Here is a 22,205-nt window from a genome sequence, read left to right as displayed (position 1 = left end):
AGCAGGATACCTATGTTTAGTATTGTTCGCAGCACCTTGCTCACCTTATTTTTATTCAGCGCCCTGTTTGGCAGTGGCATGATTCAGGCGAATGAAAGGCCAGCCTTTATCAGTGATGCGCTCTTTGTCTATCTGCATTCTGGCCCGGGTAACCAATATCGTATCGTCGGCACCATTAACGCAGGCACTGATGTGACTTTTGTCTCAGAGGACAGTGGCTATGCCCAAATTCGTTATGATGGTAACAAAACCGGCTGGTTACCAAAAGAACACGTGACCTTTAACCCGGGTTTGGTCAGCCAGTTACAACATTTGAACAGCCGCTACAATGAGCAGCAGCAACAACTGCTGCAATTAGAGCAATTGCGTGACGGTTTACAAAACCAGTTACGCACTGCCCTGGCTGAGCGCGACAATGCCTTAACTGAACTACAACAAGTTAGCCGCACTAATGAGCGCTTAAGCACTGAACTGGATGCTACCCAAAGCTCTTTCTGGCAAAACCCTATGGTACTGGGCGCGGGCATCTTAGTATTGGGCTTATTTTTTGGCCTGGTGTTACCACTGGTATGGCCAAAACGCCGTGGTGGCGATCGCTGGATGTAACTTAGCTTTGAGTTAGCGGTGGGGTGCCGGCATCAGCATGCTGTTTCAGCGGCAACCCCATATCATTTTTTACCTGCTCAATCACTACATAGGTATGGTTTTTGACCACGCCAGGTAAATCAACAATTTGTTCCAGGATCAGCCGGTACGCATCCATGTTGGGTAAACGCAATTTTAATAAGTAATCAAAACCACCTGCTACCATATGGCATTCCACCACATGTGGCACCTTAAGCACTTCGTTTTTAAAGCGATCAAACACTGCACTGGTGGTGTTATCCAGGGTTATTTCAATAAAAACTGTAGTACCAAAGCCCAGCTTACTGGCATTTAAACGGGCGCCATACCCTTCTATGTAGCCATTTTTTTCTAACCGCTTTACCCGGTCAATGCAGGGGCTGGCACTGAGGTTAACTTTTTTAACCAGATCAACATTGGCAATCCTTCCTTCTTTTTGCAACGTATCTAAAATGCTAATGTCGATACGGTCCAGCGCCTTGGGTTTTAGTGGAGTCGTCATATCAATATCTGTGGTTAACCGCCAATAAGGCAGAATTATATACCAAAAATAACCAATGAATATTAACAACTTCTAACAGCAGCATAGTTTGTAATAAGCTATGCTTGTCAAATTGACTAGTAGCTAAATTAGATTAAATTTATTCGCAAAAATCCGCATTATCTGTGGCTTTTGCTATGCTTGAACTAGAGTCGTATACCGCAGGGCAGCGGGCAGCTAACGCGAATTAACCTCATGTTAAGCTTCTTACATTAAAATGCCTTGCTCTTAACACAATATCGAGGTGTAAGCCGGCATGGCCTATCAACATGTTTCAATCGCAGATCTTGCTCCGGGAAGCTACGTTGTTGCAGTTACGCAACAAACCGGAGAAATTAGCGTTAAACATGCTGGGTGGGTACGTTCAGCTGCAGCCATCAATATGCTGCGCGAAAAAGGTGTATTGCAGGTGTTGGTTGACCCCGCCAGGCAACTGCACACCAGTACACTGCAGCCCGTGCCGGCAGCAGAAGATCCTATCAGCTTTCAGCCGGAAGGCCCGGTTCGCAGCTTATTTGTCACTGAATTGCCCCGCGCCGAACGTTTACTAAAACAAAGTACCCGCCTGCAACAAAGCATTCAGGATGCGGCGCGCCAGCAAAAACCGATAGATTTAAGCCTGGTACATGAAGTCAGTGCCGGCATCTCAGAATCGGTGATGCGCAATCAGGACGTGTTGCTGTGTTTAACCCGGATTGCCGAGCAAAGTGACAGCTTGTTACAACACAGCCTGAATTGCGCAGTTTATCTTGCCGCTTTCAGCCGTTTTTTAAACCTGCCGAGCCATAAAGTTGAGGCGTTAATTACTGCCGGTTTATTACATGATGTGGGTAAGGCATTAGATCCTGAACTGTTAGGCAAACCAGACGCACAAGCCATAAACACCAGCTTACTGGTGTTGCAACGCAATAAAAACCTTGCTGGGGAAATCTCTTTGTGGATAAGTCAGCATTGTGCGCTGCTGGATGGTAGTGGTGCACCTCCAATTAAAGGCCAGCAAATTCACAATGGCAGCCGCATGCTGGCCATTGTAAACCGCTACGAAAACCTGACCAATCCGCAACAAGGGCTGGTTAACCCTGCGGCAGCCTCGGCGCAATTACTCAAACAAACCCCTGCTCAACTCGATAGCGAATTGGTACAACTTTTTATTAAGTGTATAGGCATCTATCCACCGGGCAGTGTGGTGAAACTCAGTACCGGCAAGTTAGCGCTGGTGCTGGAAAATAACAGCAAAAACCCGACTAAGCCGAAAGTGAAGCTTTTCTACCATAGTGTGCATCAACACCATATTCCGCCTAAGGTGCTGGATTTGGCCCGGCAACAGGAAGAGCAGATAGAAGCCTGCGTCGATTTAAGAAAATATGGGTTGGATGTGCGGAATTACTTTTGAGTATCCATTTATGGGATGCCCGTAAATATATCACTGACGGATACTTGTGACCTGCAAACCGAACAGCTAGTATTTATATATTAGTTTATTCTGTGGTTATGCTATGTCTTCAGAGTCTGATATCAGTGACAGCTTTACTATGTCAGCCAAAGTAATGGCACCTACGCGAAAAGACCGGATAAAACCAGTCTCTTTATCTAAAGAAATCCATAATGCCCAGCACCTTTATCGTGAAGCGCGTGAGTTACAGCAACGTGCATTTCAAGGTATTGCAAAAGGTAATCCTATAGATGTTGCCGAATTTCAGCGTTGTGCTGATGGTATTATTGATTCCCTTTTTAGAAATCAAGATGCCCTGCTCTGTATCAGCAGAATGCGTGAAAAAGACGCTTATCTGCTTGAACACTCAGTAAATGTTGCCATCTTAATAACGATTTTTGCCCGCTACCTCAAGTTAGATGACGCCACTATAGAGCAACTTGCCACCGGAGCACTGCTGCATGATATTGGCAAAATACAAGTGCCAAATGCCATTTTAAACAAACCAGGGCGGCTGACAGAGACCGAGTTTGCTGAAATGCGCAAACATGTTGTCTACAGCAGAGATATTTTAATGAAATCGGAGGGGATTTCTGCTGTCAGCCTCGATGTGGCTGCAAATCACCATGAGCGCCTGGATGGCAATGGTTATCCGCAAGGACTAAAAGATCATCAGATTTCCTTACATGCTCGTATGATAGCTATTGTTGATACTTACGATGCTATTACTGCAACCCGAGTTTATAAAGACGGGCAGACGGGAATTAAAGCCCTTAAGATTTTAAGAAAAGACAGTCCAAGTCACTTCGACTCGGATCTGGTGACGCAATTTATTGGGGCTGTTGGCATGTACCCGCCCGGCACTCTGGTAAAACTTGAAAGCCAAAAACTGGCATTAGTGTTAGAAAATAATCCAGCGAAACTCGCCTGCCCTCTGGTGAAGGTGTTTTACCATTGCAAACAACGGCATTATTTAAACCCGGTGACACTCGACCTGGCAGCAAAAAATTGCAATGAAAAAATTGAGTCTGCAGTTGACCCTGCTGAATACAATATTGATATTAATAAGTTTTTCAACGATTTTATTCTGAATGCCTGACACACTTAAGCACTACTGAGTTCTAGCGCCAATCTGATAACGCCGCCATACTGAAAAGCTGCTGCCCAAACTCCAGCAACACATACTGCGGGGTGATTTCACGCAAACGGATATCAGCGGTGATCCACTGCCCTTCCTGCAAGGTTTTACCATTTACCTTTACCCAGCGCTGTGCCGGGCTGGTAGCATAAACATGGGCCTCAAAGCGTAAACTGGGGATCTGTTGCTGCAACTGACTGTCCAAGCTGCGAATATCTTGAGCAGGCGCCTGATGATTACGCACCACAGCCCCCGTAGATGGGGTGTTTGAGCGCTCTGTTGCCGCCAGCGCTGAGGCAAACAACTGCTGTAACTCATCTGATACTGCGCTATCACTAAGCTCAGCCGTAGCACTGTTTTGCGAGGGCGCGGTAACGGTGACCATCGGCGGGCGCACCGGTAACGGCTCAACCTGTACCTGCGGCTGCCTTACTTCAGCTACCCGGGTAGCTGCGGCAGGCGTTCCTGCGGCAGGCATTTCTGCCCCAGGCGTTGCTGCTGTGCTAGTTTGCGTTGCTTCTGAAGCCACAGTGGCCTGTGCTACTAGCGCGGTCGTCTCGACCGGTTCAAAGCGTGATGCTATGCTGGTAGCTGAAGCGACCACCGGCTCAGCCAGCATGACACTGTTGCTATCGGCTACTGGCTGCACTGCACTGTATTTAAGCAAAAAATAACCAGCAACAAAACCCAGCAATACGGCCAGTAGCAGCGCTAGCACCAGCGCGGTAACACGCCACGGCGACGCTTGCGCTGGTTGCGCCGTAGCGGGGACTTGTTGTTTTAACGCATCCATCAAAATTGACATGTCTAAGTTCCGCTCAGTAAGGGCACTAATTGCAGCGCCAGCATAAAGCCAAGCACTATACCGGATAGCGCCAGCAGCGGCCATAACCAGGACGGATAGGCCTTTTCGCTGCTATTAGTCGCCGGTAAAATTTCTGTGGCGGCACGTTGCACCAGCGCCGGCGCTACTATCGCCTGTTGCTGGCTATAGGCGGCCAGCAATGCCCGATCGGCCAGCAAGTTAATTAAACGCGGAATACCGCCGCTTCGCAAAAACAACTGCTTTATGGCGGCATCACTAAATACTGGCCGGCTGCAACCGGCTACCTGCAGCCGGAACTTGATATAATGCTGCACTTCGGCTAAATCCAGCGGTAATAAATGATAGCGGGCAGTAATGCGCTGCGCCAACTGGCGCAAGTCATTGCGTTGCAACAGTTGCTGTAGCTCTGGCTGGCCAATCAGTATCACCTGCAGTAATTTGCGGGTGTTAGTTTCCAGATTAGTCAGTAAGCGCAGCTGCTCCAGTACCGCGGGTTGCAAATGCTGGGCTTCATCAATTATTAAAATGGTTTTTTTGCCGGCCTGATGATTTTTTTGCAAGCGGCCGGTAATTTTGTCATGTAACATTTTTAAGCTGGCATCGGTTTTTTTATAACGAATTTTCAGCTCATCACAAATGGCCGCCAGTAATTCCAGCTCAGATAAGGTTGGGTTTAAAATAAAGGCGACATCGGTACTGTCATCCAGTTCTTGCAGCAACAATCGGGATACCGTGGTTTTGCCGGTCCCCACTTCACCGGTGAGCAGCACAAAGCCACCGGCATCACCCAGGCCATAACGCATATGGGCCAGGGCTTCTGCATGGCGCGGACTCAAATACATAAAGTCCGGGTTTGGCGCAATGGAGAATGGCGGGCTGCTAAGGCCAAAAAATCCGGTATACATCCGTTATCCTGAGTAGAGGGCTTAAGCCAACAACAGTGCATTTTGAAAGACGACGGGTATAATGGCAAAAAAACACCCATCAGGAAAGAGCGTGCAGATTTATCTTGTCGGCGGCGCAGTACGCGATCAATTACTGCATTACCCTTTTCATGAGCGGGACTGGCTGGTGGTGGGTGCTACCCCAGAGCAAATGCTGCAGCTGGGGTATCAGCAGGTCGGTAAGGACTTTCCGGTTTTTTTGCACCCAAAAACCAAAGAAGAATATGCGCTGGCCCGCACTGAGCGTAAAAACGGCCAGGGCTATACCGGTTTTAGTGTTTATGCTGCCCCCGATGTGACGCTGGAACAGGATTTAGCCCGGCGCGACCTGACCATTAATGCCATAGCCATGGATGACGCCGGCAACCTTATCGACCCTTACGGCGGTATTGCTGATATAGAGCAAAAAATACTGCGCCATGTGTCTGCGGCCTTTAGTGAAGATCCGTTGCGGGTGCTTAGGGTAGCGCGTTTTTATGCCCGCTACGCGCATTTAGGTTTTAGCGTGGCCAGCGACACCTTCAGATTAATGCGCCAGCTTAGCGACAGCGGTGAGCTTAATACGCTCAGCCCGGAGCGAGTATGGGTAGAAACAGCCAAGGCATTAAGCAGCCAAAGCCCGGCGGCCTATATTGAACTGCTGAAAGAGTGTGGCGCCCTGCAAGCGCTAATGCCCGAACTGGCCGCACTCTGGGGCGTACCGCAACCCCTGAAGTGGCACCCGGAAGGCGATACCGGCGTCCATACGCTGTTGGTACTGCAACAAGCAGCGACCTTATCACCACGGCTGGATATTCGCTTTGCTGCGCTGGTGCACGATTTAGGGAAGGGCGTTACCGATAAAGCGCTGTTGCCCTCACACCATGGCCATGAACACACAGGGTTACCCTTAATCAAAGCGCTGTGCCAGCGACTGCGGGTGCCTAATGACTGTCGCGATCTAGCCTTGCTGGTCTGTGAATACCATCAGTTAATACATCGCGCTCTGGATCTAAAAGCCAGCACCCTATTAAAGCTGTTTAATGCCATTGATTTGTGGCGTAAGCCACAGCGGCTGGAGGATATTGTGCTGTGCTGCACCGCAGACTTGCGCGGCCGTACTGGTTTTGAGCAAGCCGACTACCCGCAAGCGGCCTATCTGCAGCAACTGGCCGCCGCGGCGCTAGGGGTAACAGCCAAAGCGTTAATAGCACAAGGCATTGCCGGACCTGCCTTAGGTGAGGCATTGCAGCACGCCCGCTTAAGGGCGATACAACACGCCAAAGCGGCCATGGCAGCTGGCTAAAACCTGCTTACGCAGCGAACCAACCCAGAAAGACAATTAACGCAACGCCCAAGGTTAGCCGGTAAATGACAAAGGGCAACATGCCCATGCGGCTGATGATTTTTAAAAAGAAGTGAATACAAATCAGCGCACTGATAAAGGCCAATACCGTGCCCAGTAAGATGCCACTGACATCAAATTGCTCAGGCTCAACCAGTAGCTTAGTAGCCTGATAACCGCCACTGAGCACGATAATAGGTATCGACAATAAAAAAGAAAAGCGCGCGGCACTGACTTTATCCAGCCCCATCAGCATAGCGGCGGTCATGGTAATGCCTGAGCGTGAGGTACCGGGTATCAAGGCCGCCGCCTGCGCCAAACCAATCACCAATGCCTGGCGCCAGCCCATCTGCGCCATGGCCATATGTTGTTTAGCTGTGGCATCGGCCAGCCATAACAATAACCCAAACACTATGGTAGTGATGGCAATCACCCAGGGGGAGCGTAAAAAGGTTTCTATGACATCTGCCGCCAGCAATCCGGCTAAGCCAGCCGGAATAGTGGCTAAAATGACCCACCAAGCCAGTTTACTATCGGTGCTGTGCTGCCCGGCCAGGCTTTTTATCCAACCAACAGTTAAATTGGCGATATCTTGCCGAAAATACAGCATCACCGCTAATAAAGTGCCAACATGCACGGCCACATCAAAGGCGATACCCTGATCCTGCCAGCCCAACACTGCCGAGGGCAAAATGAGGTGGGCAGAGGAAGAAATCGGTAAAAACTCGGTAATGCCCTGAATAATCGCTAAAATAATCACTTCCACTGTAGTCAAGCTGATTTACTCCATTCAAAAGGTATCGGCCACAATTTTTGTGGCTCGTTATAATCCTGCCACAAGCTGGCATAAGTCAGGCCAGTAACAGGGTGTACAACATCAGGGGCAATTTCCGCCAGCGGCCACAGCACAAAGGCGTTTTCGGTAATTTCGCCGCGCGGCAAGATAATGGGTTGCTGACACACCAGCTGATCATAGGTCAATAAATCTAAATCCAGGGTGCGGCCACAGAATTTTTGGACAGTGCGCACCCGCCCAAAGCGTTGTTCAATATCTTTTAACACGGCCACACAGTCGGCGACAGACAAGACCGTATCGGCGCCCACTACCATGTTATAAAAAGCATCGCCATCAAAGCCCACAGCATCACTTTCATACACCGACGATAATTGCAGCTGGCCAAAGTAGTGTTGCAATGCCTGCACCCCGGCACGAACATTAAATTCCCGCTCAATATTGCTACCGACACTAATGTAAATACGCGCCATCAGTCTGGCCTCGGCTGGGCAGAACCCTTGGCATAACGCACTATATGCACCCCTACCGTTTGCGCGGCGGCCACTGCACCCGGCTTGCTGACGGTCACCTCCACTTTGCTGCAGCAAAATTCGCTAAGCAACAGCTGGGCTACACGCTCGGCTACAGTTTCAATCAATTCTATGGGCTGAGCGGTGATCAGACTTTGAACTTTTTCAGCAATAACCGCGTAATCCAGGGTTAAGCGAATGTCGTCGCTGGCGGCAGCAGCCTGTTGATCGGCACTTAAGGCTAAATCCAGAAACAAGGCTTGCTGAATGGTTTTTTCCCAGTCATAGACACCAATCACGGTGTTTACTTGTAGCTGTTTTATAAAAACTATGTCCATTCAGTTAAATCCGCATTGCGTTATTTTCGGTTTCAGGTAGGCTGGTCGGATAGGTAAAACACCAGAAACACCGTATTCTGCTGCCCGAAAAGCAAGCGCTAATCTTATCGCAAAAATGGGTGCTGAGGAACCGTCGAGATGACCCTGCTAATCGCTATTATGATGATTTTGGCCTATTTGCTAGGTTCAGTCTCCTCAGCAGTGCTGATTTGTAAACTGTTTCGGCTGCCCGATCCGCGCCTTCATGGCTCCGGCAACCCCGGCGCCACCAATGTATTACGTTTAGGCGGCAAGTTACCTGCTGTACTGGTGCTGGTTTTTGATATCCTCAAAGGCACCATTCCGGTTTGGGGTTCTTATTTTTTAAAGATAGAACCTGTGTGGCTGGGCGCTATTGGTATCTGCGCCTGCCTTGGCCACATTTATCCGTTATTTTTTGGCTTTAAAGGCGGCAAAGCCGTTGCTACGGCATTTGGCACTATGATGCCGATTGGTCTGGATTTGGCAGGTTTACTGATTGGCAGCTGGTTGTTAATAGTGGCGCTTAGCGGCTACTCATCGCTGGCGGCTATTATTACCGTGGCGCTGGCCCCGCTTTTTACCTATATGATAAAACCCTTGTACACCTTACCTGTGCTGATGCTAAGCATCTTAATCATTGCCCGCCACCGTGAGAACATCATAAGGTTATACCAAGGCAAAGAAAGCAAAGTCTGGGATAAAAGCAAGCGCATCCGCGAGTAAAACCAAAGCAATAAAATGGCCATTAAGCAAGGTTGGAATCCCGATTTGGTCGACACAGAGTGTCTGAGTGAGTGCGCCAGCGCGAGGGAGTTGCTGTGGCGAGCCAAAGCGGGAATTGCAACCGAAGCCCCACTCACTTAGGTAATTATTTCTCTTTATAAATCAGATTGGCGCTAAATCCTGCATCGGCCAGCGTGGCGTGACCCCTATAGTCAGATCCTGCTGCTGTCCGGCGGCTAAGCGGTAATAGCCGGCCAGGGCTATCATGGCACCATTGTCGGTACAAAACTCTTTACGTGGGTAATATACCTTGCCCCCTTTGGCGGCGAGCATGTGCGCTAATTGCTCTCGTAAAGACTGATTAGCACTGACACCACCCGCCATCACCAGCCGCTTATAGCCGGTTTGCTGCAAGGCCCGCTGGCATTTAATCAGCAAGGTATCCACCACTGCCTGCTGAAATGACGCGGCAATATCAGCCTGCACTTGCCGGCTGCTGCCCTCGCGCTGAATAACAGTAGAGGCCGCGGTTTTTAAACCGCTAAAGCTAAAATCCAGCCCGGGTCTGTCGGTCATCGGCCGTGGGAATGCATATTTTTTAGCATCGCCTTCAACGGCCAATTTCGCCAGCAAAGGGCCGCCCGGATAATCCAGCCCCATTAATTTTGCCGTTTTATCAAAAGCCTCACCGGCAGCATCATCAATAGACTCACCCAGCAACTGATAGCGACCAATACCCTCAACGCCCACTAACTGCGTATGACCACCGGAGACCAATAAGGCTAAAAACGGGAACTCCGGCGCATCATCTTCCAGCATTGGCGCCAGCAAATGGCCTTCCATATGATGCACTGCCAGTGCCGGCTTTTGCCAGGCAAAGGCCAGGCTGCGGCCAATGGTCGCGCCCACCAATAAGGCGCCAGCCAGGCCAGGGCCTGCGGTATAAGCCACACCGTCAATATCGGCTGCGGTTAACCCGGCTTGCTGTAAGGCTTGCTTGATTAACGGCAAAGTTTTTTTCACATGATCGCGCGATGCCAATTCAGGCACCACTCCGCCATAATCCGCATGAATCGCTATCTGACTGTACAGCACATGACTGAGCAAGCCGTTATCACCATCATAGATAGCAATACCGGTTTCATCGCAGGAGGTTTCGATTCCTAATACACGCATGCCTTACTCAACCTTTAACAAACACAAAAAAACGCTAAATAAACCGGATCTGCCGCCTAACTTCAGGTAAGATGCCCAGCTCGAAAAGCAGGCATTGTAACGGCTTAACCAAGCCAGAGCCAGAGGATCTGATTTAAGATCACATTATCGCTTTACATCGGGGGGGCTTTTTGCGTAAAATGCCGCACCATTTTTAATCGTATTGGTTAACGAAAACCAGTTTTGGCCTGAGGTGAGAATTTAATGCCTGTAGTTAAAGTAAAAGAAAACGAACCCTTTGACGTAGCTTTACGTCGTTTCAAACGTTCATGTGAAAAAGCTGGCGTATTAGCTGATGTACGCGCTAAAGAATTCTACGAGAAGCCTACCTGGATCCGTAAACGCAAGAAAGCTGCAGCGGTAAAACGCCATGCTAAGAAGCTGTCTCGCGAAAACGCACGTCGCATTCGTCTGTACTAATGTTACAGACCGGCTTGAATTGTTCGGCTGCGTAACCCGCAACCTTATAAGTACAGTTCAACCTCGCGTTAAGGCTTTATCTGCACACCGTGCTCTTTGAGCACGGTTTGTCTTTTTCTGAATTAACACTAAAAGGACAAGCGTGGCAGGACAAATTCCCCGACAATTTATCGACGATCTGCTCGCCAGAACTGATATCGTTGAGTTAATTGACAAACGTGTTCCGCTGAAAAAAGCCGGTAGTCGTAACTACACGGCCTGTTGTCCATTTCATAACGAAAAATCGCCATCTTTTACCGTCAGCCCGGACAAGCAGTTTTACCATTGCTTTGGTTGTGGTGCCCACGGTAATGCCATCAGCTTTATGATGGAATTTGAGCAACTGGAATTTGTTGAAGCCATTGAAGAGCTGGCCAAAGATTTGCACCTGGAAGTGCCGCGCGAAAAAGGCAGTCAACCGGCCCGTCCTGCAGCCCAGGCAGATGACTATGTATTAATGCAGCAAGCCGCCGATTATTATCAGCAACAGTTGCACCAACATGCTAAAGCCGCTGAAGTACAACAGTATTTAGCAAAGCGTGGCTTAAGTGCAGGCACCATTGCCGACTACCAGCTAGGTTATGCACCAGATGGCTGGGATAACCTGCTAAAACACTTAGGCCAGCAAGGCAGTCGCCAGTTACGCGAGCAACTGCACGAGATTAAACTGCTTAGCCGCAATGATAATGGCCGCGAGTTCGATTTTTTCCGCGACCGCTTAATGTTCCCTATTCATGATAAACGCGGTCGGGTTATTGCTTTTGGTGGCCGGGTATTAGGCGATGGCCAGCCAAAATATTTAAATTCGCCCGAAACACGCTTGTTTCATAAAGGACGTGAGTTGTATGGCCTGTATCAGGCCCGGCAACAACCTGGGCACCTGAGCCAGTTGCTTGTCGTAGAAGGCTATATGGATGTGGTGGCACTGGCCGAGCATGATATTCGTTTTGCCGTGGCGTGCCTGGGTACTGCCACCAGCTCAGATCACATGCATACGCTGTTTCGGTTTACTCCAAAAGTGATATGTTGCTATGATGGTGACAGAGCCGGGCGCGACGCCGCCTGGCGGGCACTGCAAAATGCCCTGCCGCAATTAAAAGACGGCGTAGAACTGAATTTTGTGTTTTTACCTGACGGTGAAGACCCTGACTCGCTGGTGCAAAAGGAAGGTAAAACTGCCTTTTTAGCCCGTTTGGAGCAGGCACAACCGCTCAGCCAATATTTATTTGAGCACTTGCTGGCCGAATATGATGCCAATAGTGATGCCGGTAAAACTGCGCTGGCCAGCAAAGGCAGCGAGTTAATTAAGCAGATCCCTGGCAGCTTTTATCGCGAAAGCCTGAGCCAGAAACTGGATGACTTACTGGGCCGTAAAACCCAACAGGCGAAAGCCTCAGGCCGGCAAAACGAGCGGCCAGCTAACCGGCCTGTGAGCAACAGTTTAAAAATTACGCCGATGCGGCGGGCTATTGCGCTGTTAGTGCAAAACCCGCTACTGGCCAGCGCTATGCCGCACACACCTGAGCTGGCACAGGCCAATATACCAGGCATAACACTGCTGTTAGACATTCAGCAGCTGTTATTAAACAAGCCTGAGCTGACGACAGCGCAATTGCTGGAGTATTGGCGCGATCGGCCAGAGCATGCCATCCTGTTAAAGCTGGCGGTGTGGCAGCATCAGATTGAACCCGAGCAGTTAACTGCAGATTTTCTGGATACCTTTCATTCGATAGAAAATATGTATTTGCAGCAACGGTTAGACGCGCTGGAACGTACAGATAAATTAAGACAACTGACCAGTGTGGAGCAACAAGAATACGTTCTGTTGTTAAAAGCGCTGAAAAGTAAAAAACCTCGAGCGGCAAGCTAACTCCGACTGGCTAGAAAAGCTTCGGTTTGTTATAATCGCTAGTTCGCATTTTGCTATTAATCAACATTGGTGGAAGATAAGTCTCTATGGAGCAAAGTCCTCAGTCGCAGTTAAAACTCCTGATCCTTAAAGGTAAAGAGCAAGGGTACCTTACCTTTGCTGAAGTAAATGATCACCTTCCACAAGACATCATCGACTCTGAGCAGATCGAAGATATCATCCGGATGATCAACGATATGGGTATCCAGGTGTTTGAAAGCGCCCCGGATGCCGATGATTTGATCATGTCTGATGCCGCAGCTGATGAAGATGCCGCAGAAGAAGCCGCGCAGGCGCTGGTCAGTGTTGATAAAGAACTGGGTCGCACGACCGATCCGGTGCGGATGTACATGCGCGAAATGGGTACGGTTGAGCTATTAACCCGTGAAGGCGAAATTGACATCGCCAAACGGATTGAAGACGGCATCAACCAGGTACAAACCTCGGTAGCCGAGTACCCGGAAGCCATTACGTACCTGCTGGAGCAGTGGGACAAATTTGAAGCAGAAGAAATTCGCTTAAGCGATATCGTTTCTGCCTTTATCGATCCGAACGAAATTGAAGATGCGCCTATTATCGGCAGCCACATCGGTTCAGAAGTGCCTGAAGATAAACAGGACGATGACAGCGATGATGATGACGATTCAGACGATGACGCCGACAGCGATGACGGTGACAGCGGCCCGGATCCAGAAGTCGCCCGTATTAAATTTACCGAGCTGCGCACCCAGTACGAAGTGACCCGTCACTCTATCGTGCAAAATGGCCGTGAGCATGCCACCACCAAAGTTGAAATTGAAAAACTGAGCGAAGTGTTCCGTTGTTTCCGCTTAGTACCCAAGCAGTTTGATCGCCTGGTTAAAAACATGCGTGAAATGATGGACCGGGTACGGGTGCAAGAGCGTTTGCTGATGAAGCATTGCGTTGAATACGCCAAAATGCCGAAGAAAAACTTTGTTAAAGCCTTTACCGGCAACGAAACCTCTTCTGCCTGGTTAATGGCCGAGATCAACGGTACCAAGCCTTATGCTGCTAAACTGCAGGAAATGCAGGAAGACTTAGTACGCAGCATTGAAAAGCTAAAAAAGGTTGAAGAAGAAACCGGCTTAAGTATCTTTAAAATTAAAGATATCAACCGCCGTATGTCGATTGGTGAAGCCAAAGCCCGTCGCGCCAAAAAAGAAATGGTAGAAGCTAACTTACGTCTGGTGATTTCTATTGCCAAAAAATACACCAACCGTGGCTTACAATTCCTTGATTTAATTCAGGAAGGTAACATCGGTTTGATGAAAGCCGTCGATAAGTTTGAATACCGTCGTGGTTATAAGTTTTCAACCTATGCCACCTGGTGGATCCGTCAGGCCATCACCCGCTCTATCGCCGATCAGGCGCGCACTATCCGTATACCGGTGCACATGATTGAAACCATCAACAAACTTAACCGCATTTCGCGGCAGATGTTGCAAGAGATGGGGCGTGAACCGTCACCAGAAGAATTGTCAGAGCGCATGCAAATGCCGGAAGACAAAATTCGTAAGGTGTTAAAAATCGCCAAAGAGCCGATTTCTATGGAAACCCCTATTGGTGATGACGAAGATTCGCATTTAGGCGACTTTATTGAAGATTCCGGCGGCGAATCGCCACTGGATTCTGCCACTATGGAAAGCCTGAAAAACGCCACCAATGAAGTACTGGCCGGTTTAACCGCGCGCGAAGCAAAAGTACTGCGGATGCGCTTTGGTATTGATATGAATACCGACCATACGCTGGAAGAAGTTGGCAAACAGTTTGACGTTACCCGCGAGCGCATCCGGCAAATTGAAGCCAAAGCTCTGCGTAAACTGCGCCACCCATCACGCTCTGAAGTGTTAAAAAGCTTCCTGGACGAGTAAGCGTTAGCTAACTTAGCTATACAGAAAAAGGCGCCTGACGGCGCCTTTTTAATTTTAACGACGAAAAAATAAGCAGTTAAGCCAACTGACGCTGATAAGCCAGATGACAAAGCCGGTAAAACTTCTTATACTGCATGCCGCTTCCTAATTTGCTATAAATAGGAAACGGCATGTGGCCCCATAGCTTAGGTGAAGAGTGGTCACTGCAAGTGGCGAGAAGTGATTTAACATCACTTCGAGAACGATGAATGCGAGGCCGTGGATGGCCGAGCTGAGTGCCGATCATCATGGATGTGTTAACACTGTACTCAAAAAGTTAGTTACAAATGGCCCCATAGCTCAGTTGGTTAGAGCGCTCGACTCATAATCGATCGGTCGCTGGTTCGAGTCCAGCTGGGGCCACCATTATTTTCAATGACTTACGTCAAACTCCTTTCTTTAAGCTAACCGTAAATGGCCCAAAGGGTCAAGTAACGGGTCTAGTTAGCTTTCTCTCAAATTAATTATGTACCCTTAATATTGATTTATGTAGATTATGCTATTCGTTGTTTCTAGCTTTTCTGTCAAGATAAGCATAAATAGCTTGCTCTGCGTTGCAGTTATTTTCTTGATAAGGTAACGAAGAGTTGATGCTGGAACACTAAATGCTCTGGCTGCCTCAGTTAACGAGGAATATAACCTTCCACCAACCTCAACTGCCCTAGCGTGGATCCGGGCAGCAGCTTCCGCTTTTGTCATCCACAAAAAATTAGTTGAATTGAGCTTACCTTTCCCTAACCGGGTGACCAAACACACACCTGGATTAGGATGCTCGTCTGAGTCTACCTGTCCTGTTAAATCTTCCTTAAAAAAAGAATTGACCTGCCATTCTATATCAAGACGGTCCCTACGCATTAAACCGAGCCATATTCTATACAATGGACTTCCAGAGTGCGCCTCCGCTGAGTGCTGACGTGATTTCTTTGGTGGTGCTAAACCCTTTGCAATAAAGCGCGCAGCAACGTGCTCAGAGCAGTTACCTTTGGTTATTCTAGAATGAGCTATAGCTGCAGCTCTAATGCTGAAATAAGTTTCATGACCAAGCGCGTATTCATTAAATCTCGTATTAGGCACCTGACCACCTAGGCTATAATTAAGCCCATATGGCGCCCGGGTATTAAGAGTTCTTATCCAATACTTTTCTCTTATGGTACTTAAAGCGATAGGAATATTTTCCTCCACGCTAAATGCACTCGGGAAGTTTTGCCATCACGCTGCCTTACCATCACTATCTCAGATTAGGTTTAGCATAGAGCAATTTATTTTGATCTGACCCTATTATCCGACCCTATTATCCTAACCAATAGCCAAAAAGAACAGATTGTAAGCTATAAAAAAGACGGCCCCCCGCAAAAAAGAATAATGATAGCCACCAAGAAGCGAAATCATTGCACTTAACACAAAATGAAACTTAATTTGTGGTCTATAAAATTCTATAAAACTCATTCAAATTACCTTTCAATGATATTAGTGATATTAGCGTCAGAACAAAATTAATTCCGAGTCTTTTTGCCCTCAGGCCGTCCTCTTTGCTCTAGGTGCTGCCGCCGCTGCGTTAACTTTGCTATTCCTTGTTTAAAACGCTCATGCCACATGCAGCATGAAGCGTAAAACTGTAGTGCAGCTTAGCTCAACATTCCTGCAGTGCTTTGAGTACTTTAGAGTGAAACTCGCGGTGCTTCATCACCAGCATCACCACGACTGATGCCACCATAAAGAGGCCGGCATCGATAAACCAGGTTAATGCTGACAGCGAAAAGTAAATGGCGCGCAGGCCATAGTTAAAGGAGTGACCGGCCTGATCGACCACCTTAGCGGCGCGGTTGGCATATAACTGCTGCTCTTCTGCTGCCATCTCCCTACCATCTGGAGCAGCGCCTATTAGTACGCCACCAAAGCCATACTGACGCAACGACCAGGTAAACTGAAAAAACGCAAATACAAAAATAAAGGCCAGAAACAGTATCTTAACTTGCACCCCCACTTCTGTTTGGGTTGACCAGGGGATTAAATTGGTTAACACCAGGCTCAGCTTATCGGCCGAAGGCAGTACCGTTAATAAACCGGCCAGGATCAGCAAGCAACTTGAGGCAAAAAAACTGACATTGCGTTCCAGCGTCGACAGTAAGCCAACATCCGCCATTTTATTATCACGGCGCAGCATTTGCTGCATCCAGTCGGTGCGTTTGCGGCGCAGTTCATACGACAAGCAGCTGACCACCTTAGCGCGTCTTTTGGCGTAAAAGGTATAGCCCACCCACAAACTTAAAAACCACGTTACCGCAATTAAATCCAGCAATTCTGGCATTGTTACTCCGCGCTTCGCGTTTAACTGATAATTTTACTGTACACCTTTTCGCTTCGCCTGACGACTGCGTTGCCAGGCATCATAAGTATAAATACTCAGCGCCAGCCAGATAAAGCCAAAGGTCAGTAAACGCCCCGCCGCCAGTGGCTCCTGATATAGCCAGACGCCAAACACAAACATTAAGCTTGGCCCGATATACTGAAAAAAGCCCATGGTGGATAACTGCAGCCGCCTGGCGCCACCAATAAAGCACAATAATGGCACTGTAGTGACCAATGCCGCCGATACCAATAGCAGGTTTAACCCCAGGCTGTTGTCTAATAAATTCACCGCACTGCTGCTGGCTACCTGCGACCAGTACCACAGCGCCAGCGGCAATAACAACATCGATTCAATAAAGAGGCCACTAATGGCATCTACCGCCAGCTTTTTACGCAGCAGGCCATACACGGCAAAGGTACCGGCCAGCGCCAGCGCTATCCAGGGCAGCGAGCCAAAGCTAATCAGCTGGATCAGCACCCCGGCGCAGGCCAGGGCCACGGCCAGCCATTGCAAAGGGCGCAGCCGTTCGCCTAAAAACAGCATGCCTAACAACACATTGAATAAGGGATTAATGTAATAGCCGAGGCTGGCATCCAGCATATGGTTGCTGTTAATGGCCCAGATAAAAAGCCCCCAGTTGATGCCGAGCAATACCGCGCTTAACAGCAGCATCGCCAGTAACTTAGCTTGCTTAAATACCGCCACCACTTTACTGGATTGACCCAGCAGCAAGACCACTATGCCTAACAATAAGGCCGACCAGACAATGCGATGCACCAGAATTTCGGTAGCCGGAATAAACGCCAGTTGCTTAAAATACAGCGGCGCTATACCCCATAAAAAATAGGCGCTGGCAGCAAACAAACCGCCCAGTTTTTGTTCCCGGCTTAATGGCATAACAATACCCAGACAATTAATACGACAAATTAGCAGGCGCGCATTGTAACCAATTCAGCCCATGCAGGCTGCACAGTTTTAGCTCAACCCACCAAATAAGTGCCGGTACCCAGCGCTATATGCAAATTTTGTTCGTTATGCAGCTCCATCCGACACACCGCCACCTTGTTGCCTGAGCGGATAACATGAGCACTGGCAATAAAGCGCTCGCCACGACCCGGCCGTAAATAGTCGGTACGAATATCAATAGTGCTCATTTTGCCAAAACGGGCAATTAACTCGCTCTGCTCTATGTCGGTAAAACGCTCCAGCGCGCTGGCCACCGCCATCATGCCACCGGCCACATCCAGCACGGAGGCAATAACCCCGCCGTGTAAGATCTGCTGCAGCGGATTGCCGACCAGTTGCGCCGACCAGGGAAAACTGACCTCTACTTGCTGCTGATCAAAGCGGGTGACTTGCAGCCCCAGCACCCGGTTAAAGGGCATCTGGTTAAAGGTCTCGGCGATAAAGGGTAACAGTTGTTCGGGTTGCATAACACGCTCACTGGTTTGACCATTTGCAGCCAGTGTAACCAGTCGCCCGCCGAAAGCAAAGCCTGTTGTTAATACCGCTTAGCGCTATAACTTTGCCGCGTTTCTGCTTACAATAGCCGCATTGAATAACACTCTTTGGCCACGCGTGATCACCGAACTACTCTCTAAGCTTAAACAAACCTTTGGTTATAGCAGCTTGCGCGCCGGCCAGGCGGAAGTGATGTCCGCTGTGCTACAAGGCCAGGATGCCTTTGTATTACTGCCCACCGGTGGTGGCAAATCCTTGTGTTATCAACTACCTGCTCTGCATTTACCCCACGTCAGCATTGTCGTGTCGCCGTTGATGTCATTAATGAAAGATCAGGTCGATGCGCTCAAAACCAGTGGCGTTGCAGCAGAATTTGTTAACAGCAGCCTGAGCCGCGAAGCTATTCTGGAGATTTTTGCAAGGCTCAGGCGCGGTGAGCTCAAATTGCTGTACGTCGCACCTGAGCGCTTACTGCAACCGGCTTTTATCGAGCGGCTGCAAGAAGTAGGGGTCAGCTTAATAGCGGTGGACGAGGCACACTGTATTTCGCAGTGGGGCCACGACTTCCGGCCTGACTATATGGCACTTGGCCAGCTAAAACAGTGTTTTCCAACAGCGCCGGTATTAGCGCTTACCGCCACGGCCGATCCGGCTACCCAGCGCGATATCGTGCAACAACTTGGCCTGCAGCAGCCATATATCTATGTGGGTAGCTTTGACCGACCGAATATCCGCTATGTGGTGCAGGAAAAATTCCGCCCGCTGGAGCAAGTACTGAGCTACCTGAAACAACAGGAAGGCCACAGCGGTATTATTTACTGCAACTCGCGCAAAAAAGTCGATGAACTAACCAGCCAACTGCTGGAGCACAACTTACTGGCCGCTGCCTACCATGCTGGTCTGGATGGCGCAGAGCGTGGTCGGGTGCAGGAGGCGTTTCAGCGCGATGATGTGCAAATCATTGTCGCCACCGTAGCCTTTGGTATGGGCATTAATAAATCCAATATCCGCTTTGTGGTGCACTATGAATTGTCGCGCACTATCGAGGCCTATTATCAGGAAACCGGCCGCGCCGGGCGCGATGGCGTCGCCGCTGAAGCCCTGACCTTATTTGACCCGGCCGATGTCGGTAAAATTTATCATTGGCTGGATCAGGAGCCTGATGCTGAGCGCGCTATGGTTAGCCGCCAGCGCTTTTCTGCAATGGCCGCCTTTGCCGAAGCCCAAACCTGCCGCCGCCTGGTATTACTGAATTATTTTGGCGAGTCGCGGCAAACACCCTGTGGTAATTGCGATATTTGTATCAACCCGCCGCAGCGCTTTGATGGCACCGAATTAGCGCAAAAGGCCTTATCTTGTGTGTACCGGGTAGATCAACGCTTTGGCATGAACCATGTTATCGAAGTGCTGCGTGGCAGCCAAAGTCAAAAAGTGCTGAAACATCAGCACCAGCAGTTATCCACCTGGGGCCTGGGGCAACATTTAAGCCATGACTATTGGCTGAGCATTTTGCGCCAGTTGATTCATTTTGGTTTTTTACAACAAGATATTACCCAGCACGCCGCACTCAAACTGATGCCCGCCGCCCGACCAGTGCTACGGGGTGAACTGGCGCTGCAACTGGCGGTGCCCAGACTTATCACCAGCAGCAGCGTAAAAGAAAAGCGTAAAACACCGCAAAACTATGATAAACAACTGTTTGCCCGGCTGCGCCAGCGCCGTAAGCAGCTGGCAGAGCAGCACGATATTGCGCCCTTTATGGTTTTTTCAGATGCTACTTTAATAGATATGTGCCAAAAGCTTCCCACTAATAGAAGTAGCTTGTTAGAGGTCAGTGGCGTTGGCCAGACTAAACTAAGCCGCTTTGGTGATGCCTTTATCGAACAAATTGAGCATTATTTGGCAGGGGTAGACTGAGCTGCGGTAGCTTGAACGGGTAAGCTGCTGTAAAAAGCGGCCAGATCGGCTATATCCTGCTCGGTTAAGCCTGCGGCCATTGGCGACATCACATCATGTTTACGCTCACCGTCTCTGTAAGCTCTGATCGATAATTGTAAATAGCGCTGTTGCTGTGCTGCCAAATTAGGATAATCCGGTATCACTGCGATGCCATCTGCCCCATGACAGGCGGCACAACTGGCCGCTTTAACCCGCCCGGCGTCTGCATCCCCCTGAGGTTCAGCGGCTACAGTCAGACTGCTTGCCATCAATATCAACACTAGCCCTGTTTTTAGCATCAGTTTGTCCTGTGGTTTTTTATTATTAATGCCTAAAGTAGGCCTGATGCTCAAGCCGTATATACGGCTATATTACAAATTAACCCGGCTTAAGCTAAAAAAACCGGCTATCTGCCCAGATCCTGTAATTTATGCTAAGGTGCTTTTGCCGCTGTATGGTCGCTGAGGAGACGCTGTGCGCCCGTTTATTTTAGTTTTTCTACTGCTGACTATATGGCTCGCAGCCTCACCGGCCCGGGCGTTTCATGCGCAAGTGCAGCGCCTGGATGCTGAATTACCCCAAGCGCAGCGGCTGGCCCCGCTGTATTTTCAACTGTTGCCTGAGCATCTCATCTTAGAAGATGTGCTGGCAGATCCCGCTATTTACCACAGCTTTCAGCCGCTTCCGTCACAGCAGAATGCTTTGCTGGCCCCAACCGGACAAGCGACCTGGCTGTTTGTGCGCTTAGATTATCAGGGTAGTACTGATCTGCAGGCAGTACTGGATTACCCCTTTCCTCTGGCTGACAGAGTGACCCTTTATCAGGTAAATCGCAGTAATCAACGATTTACCAAGTTACAACGCACCGGTACTGACTACCCGTTCTCAATGCGCCAGATCCCAAGCCGCAGCTTTGCCACCCGGCTAACACTGCAAGCAGGCGAGCAACACGACATCTATATCAAAATTCAGGATGCCGCCTTAACCAGTACGGTGTTATCACTGTGGTCTGAGCCGGCGTTTCATGCCCATCAGCAACAGCTGGACCAAACTGACTGGTTTATTCAGGGGATGCTGTGGCTGTTAGTGCTGTTTGCGCTCACCGCTTATCGTCAGCCCAGCCAACGATATCTGGCAGGTTTTTTTGCCGCGCTCGCCATGGTAGTGGCCACCTTGAATGGGTTGGCATTTGCCTGGCTTTGGCCAGAGCAGCCAGAGATTAATCATTCCATCCTGTATATTTTTGCCGGCACTAGCTTGTTGTGTCTTAATGCCTTTATTCAGCATGGACTGTTACTCACTAAGCAGCCACTCAGCAAGATACTGGCACAATTCAATGCCTTGCTAGCCTGGTTATTATTGTTCAGCCCGCTTTATGCGCAAGGGCAGCAACGCCTCTATTTATTAATAATCATCAGTGCTTTTGTGCTGTTGATTAACCTGTTACAGGCTGTACGTTTTAGCCTGGCGACGATCTCTGTTCAGCGGCGCATGTCATGGTTAGCTCAATGTTGCATTGTGACGTCTATGCTACTGTGCCTTGTACATACCAGTTATCTGGTGCCTGCCGAGGGCAGCTACAGCACATTGCAATTTATCATGCTACTGCTTTGCGTAGTCTTATTGTTAAGCCTACCCGCCACACCAAACAATCAGGGCAACTAACTATATTTTAGCTGCGCTCTTGCTGGCGCAGTAAACTGGCCATAGAATGAGCGGCCAGCTT

22 protein-coding genes and 1 tRNA gene are annotated in these 22,205 nt (G+C 49.2%); 11 read left to right on the top strand and 12 right to left on the bottom strand.

Features of this window, described 5'->3' with window-relative positions; genetic code table 11:
- The first annotated feature begins 12 nt into the window (after nt 1-12).
- Entirely contained in the window at nt 13-606 is a 594-nt protein-coding gene (locus V7D78_RS01720) for a TIGR04211 family SH3 domain-containing protein (protein WP_333606698.1), read from the top strand.
- A 1-nt stretch (nt 607) separates the two neighbouring features.
- Here V7D78_RS01720 and V7D78_RS01715 read toward each other — a convergent pair whose 3' ends face one another.
- The gene (locus tag V7D78_RS01715; RefSeq protein WP_333606697.1) at nt 608-1,126 is read right to left on the bottom strand and encodes an Lrp/AsnC ligand binding domain-containing protein; all 519 of its coding nucleotides are present in this window, start codon (nt 1,124-1,126) and stop codon (nt 608-610) included.
- Nucleotides 1,127-1,421: 295 nt separating this feature from the next.
- Here V7D78_RS01715 and V7D78_RS01710 point away from each other — a divergent pair, with 295 nt between their 5' ends.
- Both V7D78_RS01710 and V7D78_RS01705 read left to right on the top strand, forming a co-directional pair.
- Complete coding sequence (locus tag V7D78_RS01710) at nt 1,422-2,558, top strand: HD-GYP domain-containing protein (protein WP_333606696.1); 1,137 nt, start codon at nt 1,422-1,424, stop codon at nt 2,556-2,558.
- Between the two features lie 103 nt (nt 2,559-2,661).
- Nucleotides 2,662-3,696: an HD-GYP domain-containing protein gene (locus V7D78_RS01705; RefSeq protein ID WP_333606695.1), complete on the top strand. Its 1,035-nt coding sequence runs from the start codon at nt 2,662-2,664 to the stop codon at nt 3,694-3,696.
- A gap of 22 nt (nt 3,697-3,718) precedes the next feature.
- Here the strand turns inward: V7D78_RS01705 and V7D78_RS01700 are convergent, their stop codons facing one another.
- Nucleotides 3,719-4,540 (bottom strand): general secretion pathway protein GspB, encoded by an 822-nt coding sequence (locus V7D78_RS01700; protein WP_333606694.1) that lies wholly within the window; start codon nt 4,538-4,540, stop codon nt 3,719-3,721.
- A gap of 2 nt (nt 4,541-4,542) precedes the next feature.
- On the bottom strand, nt 4,543-5,466 hold the full coding sequence (locus V7D78_RS01695; protein ID WP_333606693.1) for an ExeA family protein: 924 nt from the start codon (nt 5,464-5,466) through the stop codon (nt 4,543-4,545).
- A 91-nt stretch (nt 5,467-5,557) separates the two neighbouring features.
- On the opposite strand from V7D78_RS01695, the gene V7D78_RS01690 reads away from it, so the two are divergent.
- Nucleotides 5,558-6,790: a multifunctional CCA addition/repair protein gene (locus tag V7D78_RS01690; RefSeq protein ID WP_333606692.1), complete on the top strand. Its 1,233-nt coding sequence runs from the start codon at nt 5,558-5,560 to the stop codon at nt 6,788-6,790.
- Nucleotides 6,791-6,797: 7 nt separating this feature from the next.
- Here V7D78_RS01690 and V7D78_RS01685 read toward each other — a convergent pair whose 3' ends face one another.
- The 3 genes from V7D78_RS01685 to folB are packed head-to-tail and all read right to left on the bottom strand — an operon-like array spanning nt 6,798 to nt 8,472.
- A complete protein-coding gene (locus V7D78_RS01685) occupies nt 6,798-7,604 on the bottom strand; it encodes an undecaprenyl-diphosphate phosphatase (protein ID WP_333606691.1) in 807 nt (268 codons plus the stop codon).
- Nucleotides 7,601-8,095 (bottom strand): 2-amino-4-hydroxy-6-hydroxymethyldihydropteridine diphosphokinase, encoded by a 495-nt coding sequence (gene folK, locus V7D78_RS01680; protein ID WP_333606690.1) that lies wholly within the window; start codon nt 8,093-8,095, stop codon nt 7,601-7,603. Before folK ends, V7D78_RS01685 begins: the two co-directional genes overlap by 4 nt.
- A complete protein-coding gene (gene folB, locus V7D78_RS01675) occupies nt 8,095-8,472 on the bottom strand; it encodes a dihydroneopterin aldolase (protein ID WP_333606689.1) in 378 nt (125 codons plus the stop codon). The genes folK and folB overlap by 1 nt, the downstream gene beginning before the upstream one ends.
- Nucleotides 8,473-8,610: 138 nt before the next feature.
- Between folB and plsY the strand changes: the two genes are divergently transcribed.
- Complete coding sequence (gene plsY, locus V7D78_RS01670) at nt 8,611-9,216, top strand: glycerol-3-phosphate 1-O-acyltransferase PlsY (RefSeq protein ID WP_333606688.1); 606 nt, start codon at nt 8,611-8,613, stop codon at nt 9,214-9,216.
- A 162-nt stretch (nt 9,217-9,378) separates the two neighbouring features.
- On the opposite strand, the gene tsaD is transcribed toward plsY, so the two are convergent.
- Nucleotides 9,379-10,392: a tRNA (adenosine(37)-N6)-threonylcarbamoyltransferase complex transferase subunit TsaD gene (tsaD, locus tag V7D78_RS01665; protein WP_333606687.1), complete on the bottom strand. Its 1,014-nt coding sequence runs from the start codon at nt 10,390-10,392 to the stop codon at nt 9,379-9,381.
- A 243-nt stretch (nt 10,393-10,635) separates the two neighbouring features.
- On the opposite strand from tsaD, the gene rpsU reads away from it, so the two are divergent.
- The 4 genes from rpsU (at nt 10,636) to V7D78_RS01645 (ending at nt 15,096) form a co-directional block, all read left to right on the top strand.
- The gene (gene rpsU, locus V7D78_RS01660) at nt 10,636-10,851 is read left to right on the top strand and encodes a 30S ribosomal protein S21 (protein ID WP_189430033.1); all 216 of its coding nucleotides are present in this window, start codon (nt 10,636-10,638) and stop codon (nt 10,849-10,851) included.
- 142 nt (nt 10,852-10,993) lie between these two features.
- Nucleotides 10,994-12,760: a DNA primase gene (gene dnaG, locus V7D78_RS01655; protein ID WP_333606686.1), complete on the top strand. Its 1,767-nt coding sequence runs from the start codon at nt 10,994-10,996 to the stop codon at nt 12,758-12,760.
- A gap of 86 nt (nt 12,761-12,846) precedes the next feature.
- Entirely contained in the window at nt 12,847-14,691 is a 1,845-nt protein-coding gene (rpoD, locus tag V7D78_RS01650) for an RNA polymerase sigma factor RpoD (protein ID WP_333606685.1), read from the top strand.
- Nucleotides 14,692-15,019: 328 nt separating this feature from the next.
- A tRNA-Ile gene (locus V7D78_RS01645) sits at nt 15,020-15,096 on the top strand.
- Between the two features lie 108 nt (nt 15,097-15,204).
- Here the strand turns inward: V7D78_RS01645 and V7D78_RS01640 are convergent.
- The 4 genes from V7D78_RS01640 to V7D78_RS01625 all read right to left on the bottom strand — a co-directional run bounded on the left by V7D78_RS01640 (nt 15,205) and on the right by V7D78_RS01625 (nt 18,513).
- Nucleotides 15,205-15,912 (bottom strand): hypothetical protein, encoded by a 708-nt coding sequence (locus tag V7D78_RS01640; RefSeq protein ID WP_333606684.1) that lies wholly within the window; start codon nt 15,910-15,912, stop codon nt 15,205-15,207.
- Nucleotides 15,913-16,360: 448 nt separating this feature from the next.
- The gene (locus tag V7D78_RS01635; RefSeq protein ID WP_333606683.1) at nt 16,361-17,038 is read right to left on the bottom strand and encodes a DUF599 domain-containing protein; all 678 of its coding nucleotides are present in this window, start codon (nt 17,036-17,038) and stop codon (nt 16,361-16,363) included.
- Nucleotides 17,039-17,071: 33 nt separating this feature from the next.
- Nucleotides 17,072-17,977 carry an EamA family transporter RarD gene (gene rarD / locus V7D78_RS01630; protein WP_333606682.1) on the bottom strand — a complete coding sequence of 302 codons (906 nt, stop codon included), beginning with the start codon at nt 17,975-17,977 and terminating at the stop codon, nt 17,072-17,074.
- A gap of 83 nt (nt 17,978-18,060) precedes the next feature.
- Nucleotides 18,061-18,513, bottom strand: coding sequence for a thioesterase family protein (locus tag V7D78_RS01625; protein WP_333606681.1), 453 nt, complete (start codon nt 18,511-18,513; stop codon nt 18,061-18,063).
- Nucleotides 18,514-18,634: 121 nt separating this feature from the next.
- Here V7D78_RS01625 and recQ point away from each other — a divergent pair, with 121 nt between their 5' ends.
- Nucleotides 18,635-20,458 (top strand): DNA helicase RecQ, encoded by a 1,824-nt coding sequence (gene recQ / locus V7D78_RS01620; RefSeq protein WP_333606680.1) that lies wholly within the window; start codon nt 18,635-18,637, stop codon nt 20,456-20,458.
- Here recQ and V7D78_RS01615 read toward each other — a convergent pair.
- On the bottom strand, nt 20,437-20,778 hold the full coding sequence (locus tag V7D78_RS01615) for a c-type cytochrome (protein WP_333606679.1): 342 nt from the start codon (nt 20,776-20,778) through the stop codon (nt 20,437-20,439). The two genes, recQ and V7D78_RS01615, sit on opposite strands and share 22 nt — an antisense overlap.
- Before the next feature lie 175 nt (nt 20,779-20,953).
- Between V7D78_RS01615 and V7D78_RS01610 the strand changes: the two genes are divergently transcribed.
- Nucleotides 20,954-22,144 carry a 7TM-DISM domain-containing protein gene (locus V7D78_RS01610; RefSeq protein ID WP_333606678.1) on the top strand — a complete coding sequence of 397 codons (1,191 nt, stop codon included), beginning with the start codon at nt 20,954-20,956 and terminating at the stop codon, nt 22,142-22,144.
- Nucleotides 22,145-22,205: the final 61 nt, after the last annotated feature.

This window comes from Arsukibacterium sp., from assembly GCF_036735525.1.
Taxonomy (GTDB): Bacteria; Pseudomonadota; Gammaproteobacteria; order Enterobacterales; family Alteromonadaceae; genus Alishewanella.
The sequence above is the reverse complement of the archived record's forward strand: the minus strand, read 5'-3'. Positions and strand labels throughout refer to the sequence as shown.

Coding starts and splice junctions, on each gene's coding strand:
- folB (WP_333606689.1), bottom strand. CDS start 8,472: ATGGACATAGTTTTTATAAAACAGCTACAAGTAAACACCGTGATTGGT.
- V7D78_RS01625 (WP_333606681.1), bottom strand. CDS start 18,513: ATGCAACCCGAACAACTGTTACCCTTTATCGCCGAGACCTTTAACCAG.
- V7D78_RS01695 (WP_333606693.1), bottom strand. CDS start 5,466: ATGTATACCGGATTTTTTGGCCTTAGCAGCCCGCCATTCTCCATTGCG.
- rpsU (WP_189430033.1), top strand. CDS start 10,636: ATGCCTGTAGTTAAAGTAAAAGAAAACGAACCCTTTGACGTAGCTTTA.
- V7D78_RS01720 (WP_333606698.1), top strand. CDS start 13: ATGTTTAGTATTGTTCGCAGCACCTTGCTCACCTTATTTTTATTCAGC.
- V7D78_RS01710 (WP_333606696.1), top strand. CDS start 1,422: ATGGCCTATCAACATGTTTCAATCGCAGATCTTGCTCCGGGAAGCTAC.
- rarD (WP_333606682.1), bottom strand. CDS start 17,977: ATGCCATTAAGCCGGGAACAAAAACTGGGCGGTTTGTTTGCTGCCAGC.
- V7D78_RS01715 (WP_333606697.1), bottom strand. CDS start 1,126: ATGACGACTCCACTAAAACCCAAGGCGCTGGACCGTATCGACATTAGC.
- V7D78_RS01615 (WP_333606679.1), bottom strand. CDS start 20,778: ATGCTAAAAACAGGGCTAGTGTTGATATTGATGGCAAGCAGTCTGACT.
- V7D78_RS01635 (WP_333606683.1), bottom strand. CDS start 17,038: ATGCCAGAATTGCTGGATTTAATTGCGGTAACGTGGTTTTTAAGTTTG.
- rpoD (WP_333606685.1), top strand. CDS start 12,847: ATGGAGCAAAGTCCTCAGTCGCAGTTAAAACTCCTGATCCTTAAAGGT.
- folK (WP_333606690.1), bottom strand. CDS start 8,095: ATGGCGCGTATTTACATTAGTGTCGGTAGCAATATTGAGCGGGAATTT.
- tsaD (WP_333606687.1), bottom strand. CDS start 10,392: ATGCGTGTATTAGGAATCGAAACCTCCTGCGATGAAACCGGTATTGCT.
- V7D78_RS01705 (WP_333606695.1), top strand. CDS start 2,662: ATGTCTTCAGAGTCTGATATCAGTGACAGCTTTACTATGTCAGCCAAA.
- V7D78_RS01700 (WP_333606694.1), bottom strand. CDS start 4,540: ATGTCAATTTTGATGGATGCGTTAAAACAACAAGTCCCCGCTACGGCG.
- plsY (WP_333606688.1), top strand. CDS start 8,611: ATGACCCTGCTAATCGCTATTATGATGATTTTGGCCTATTTGCTAGGT.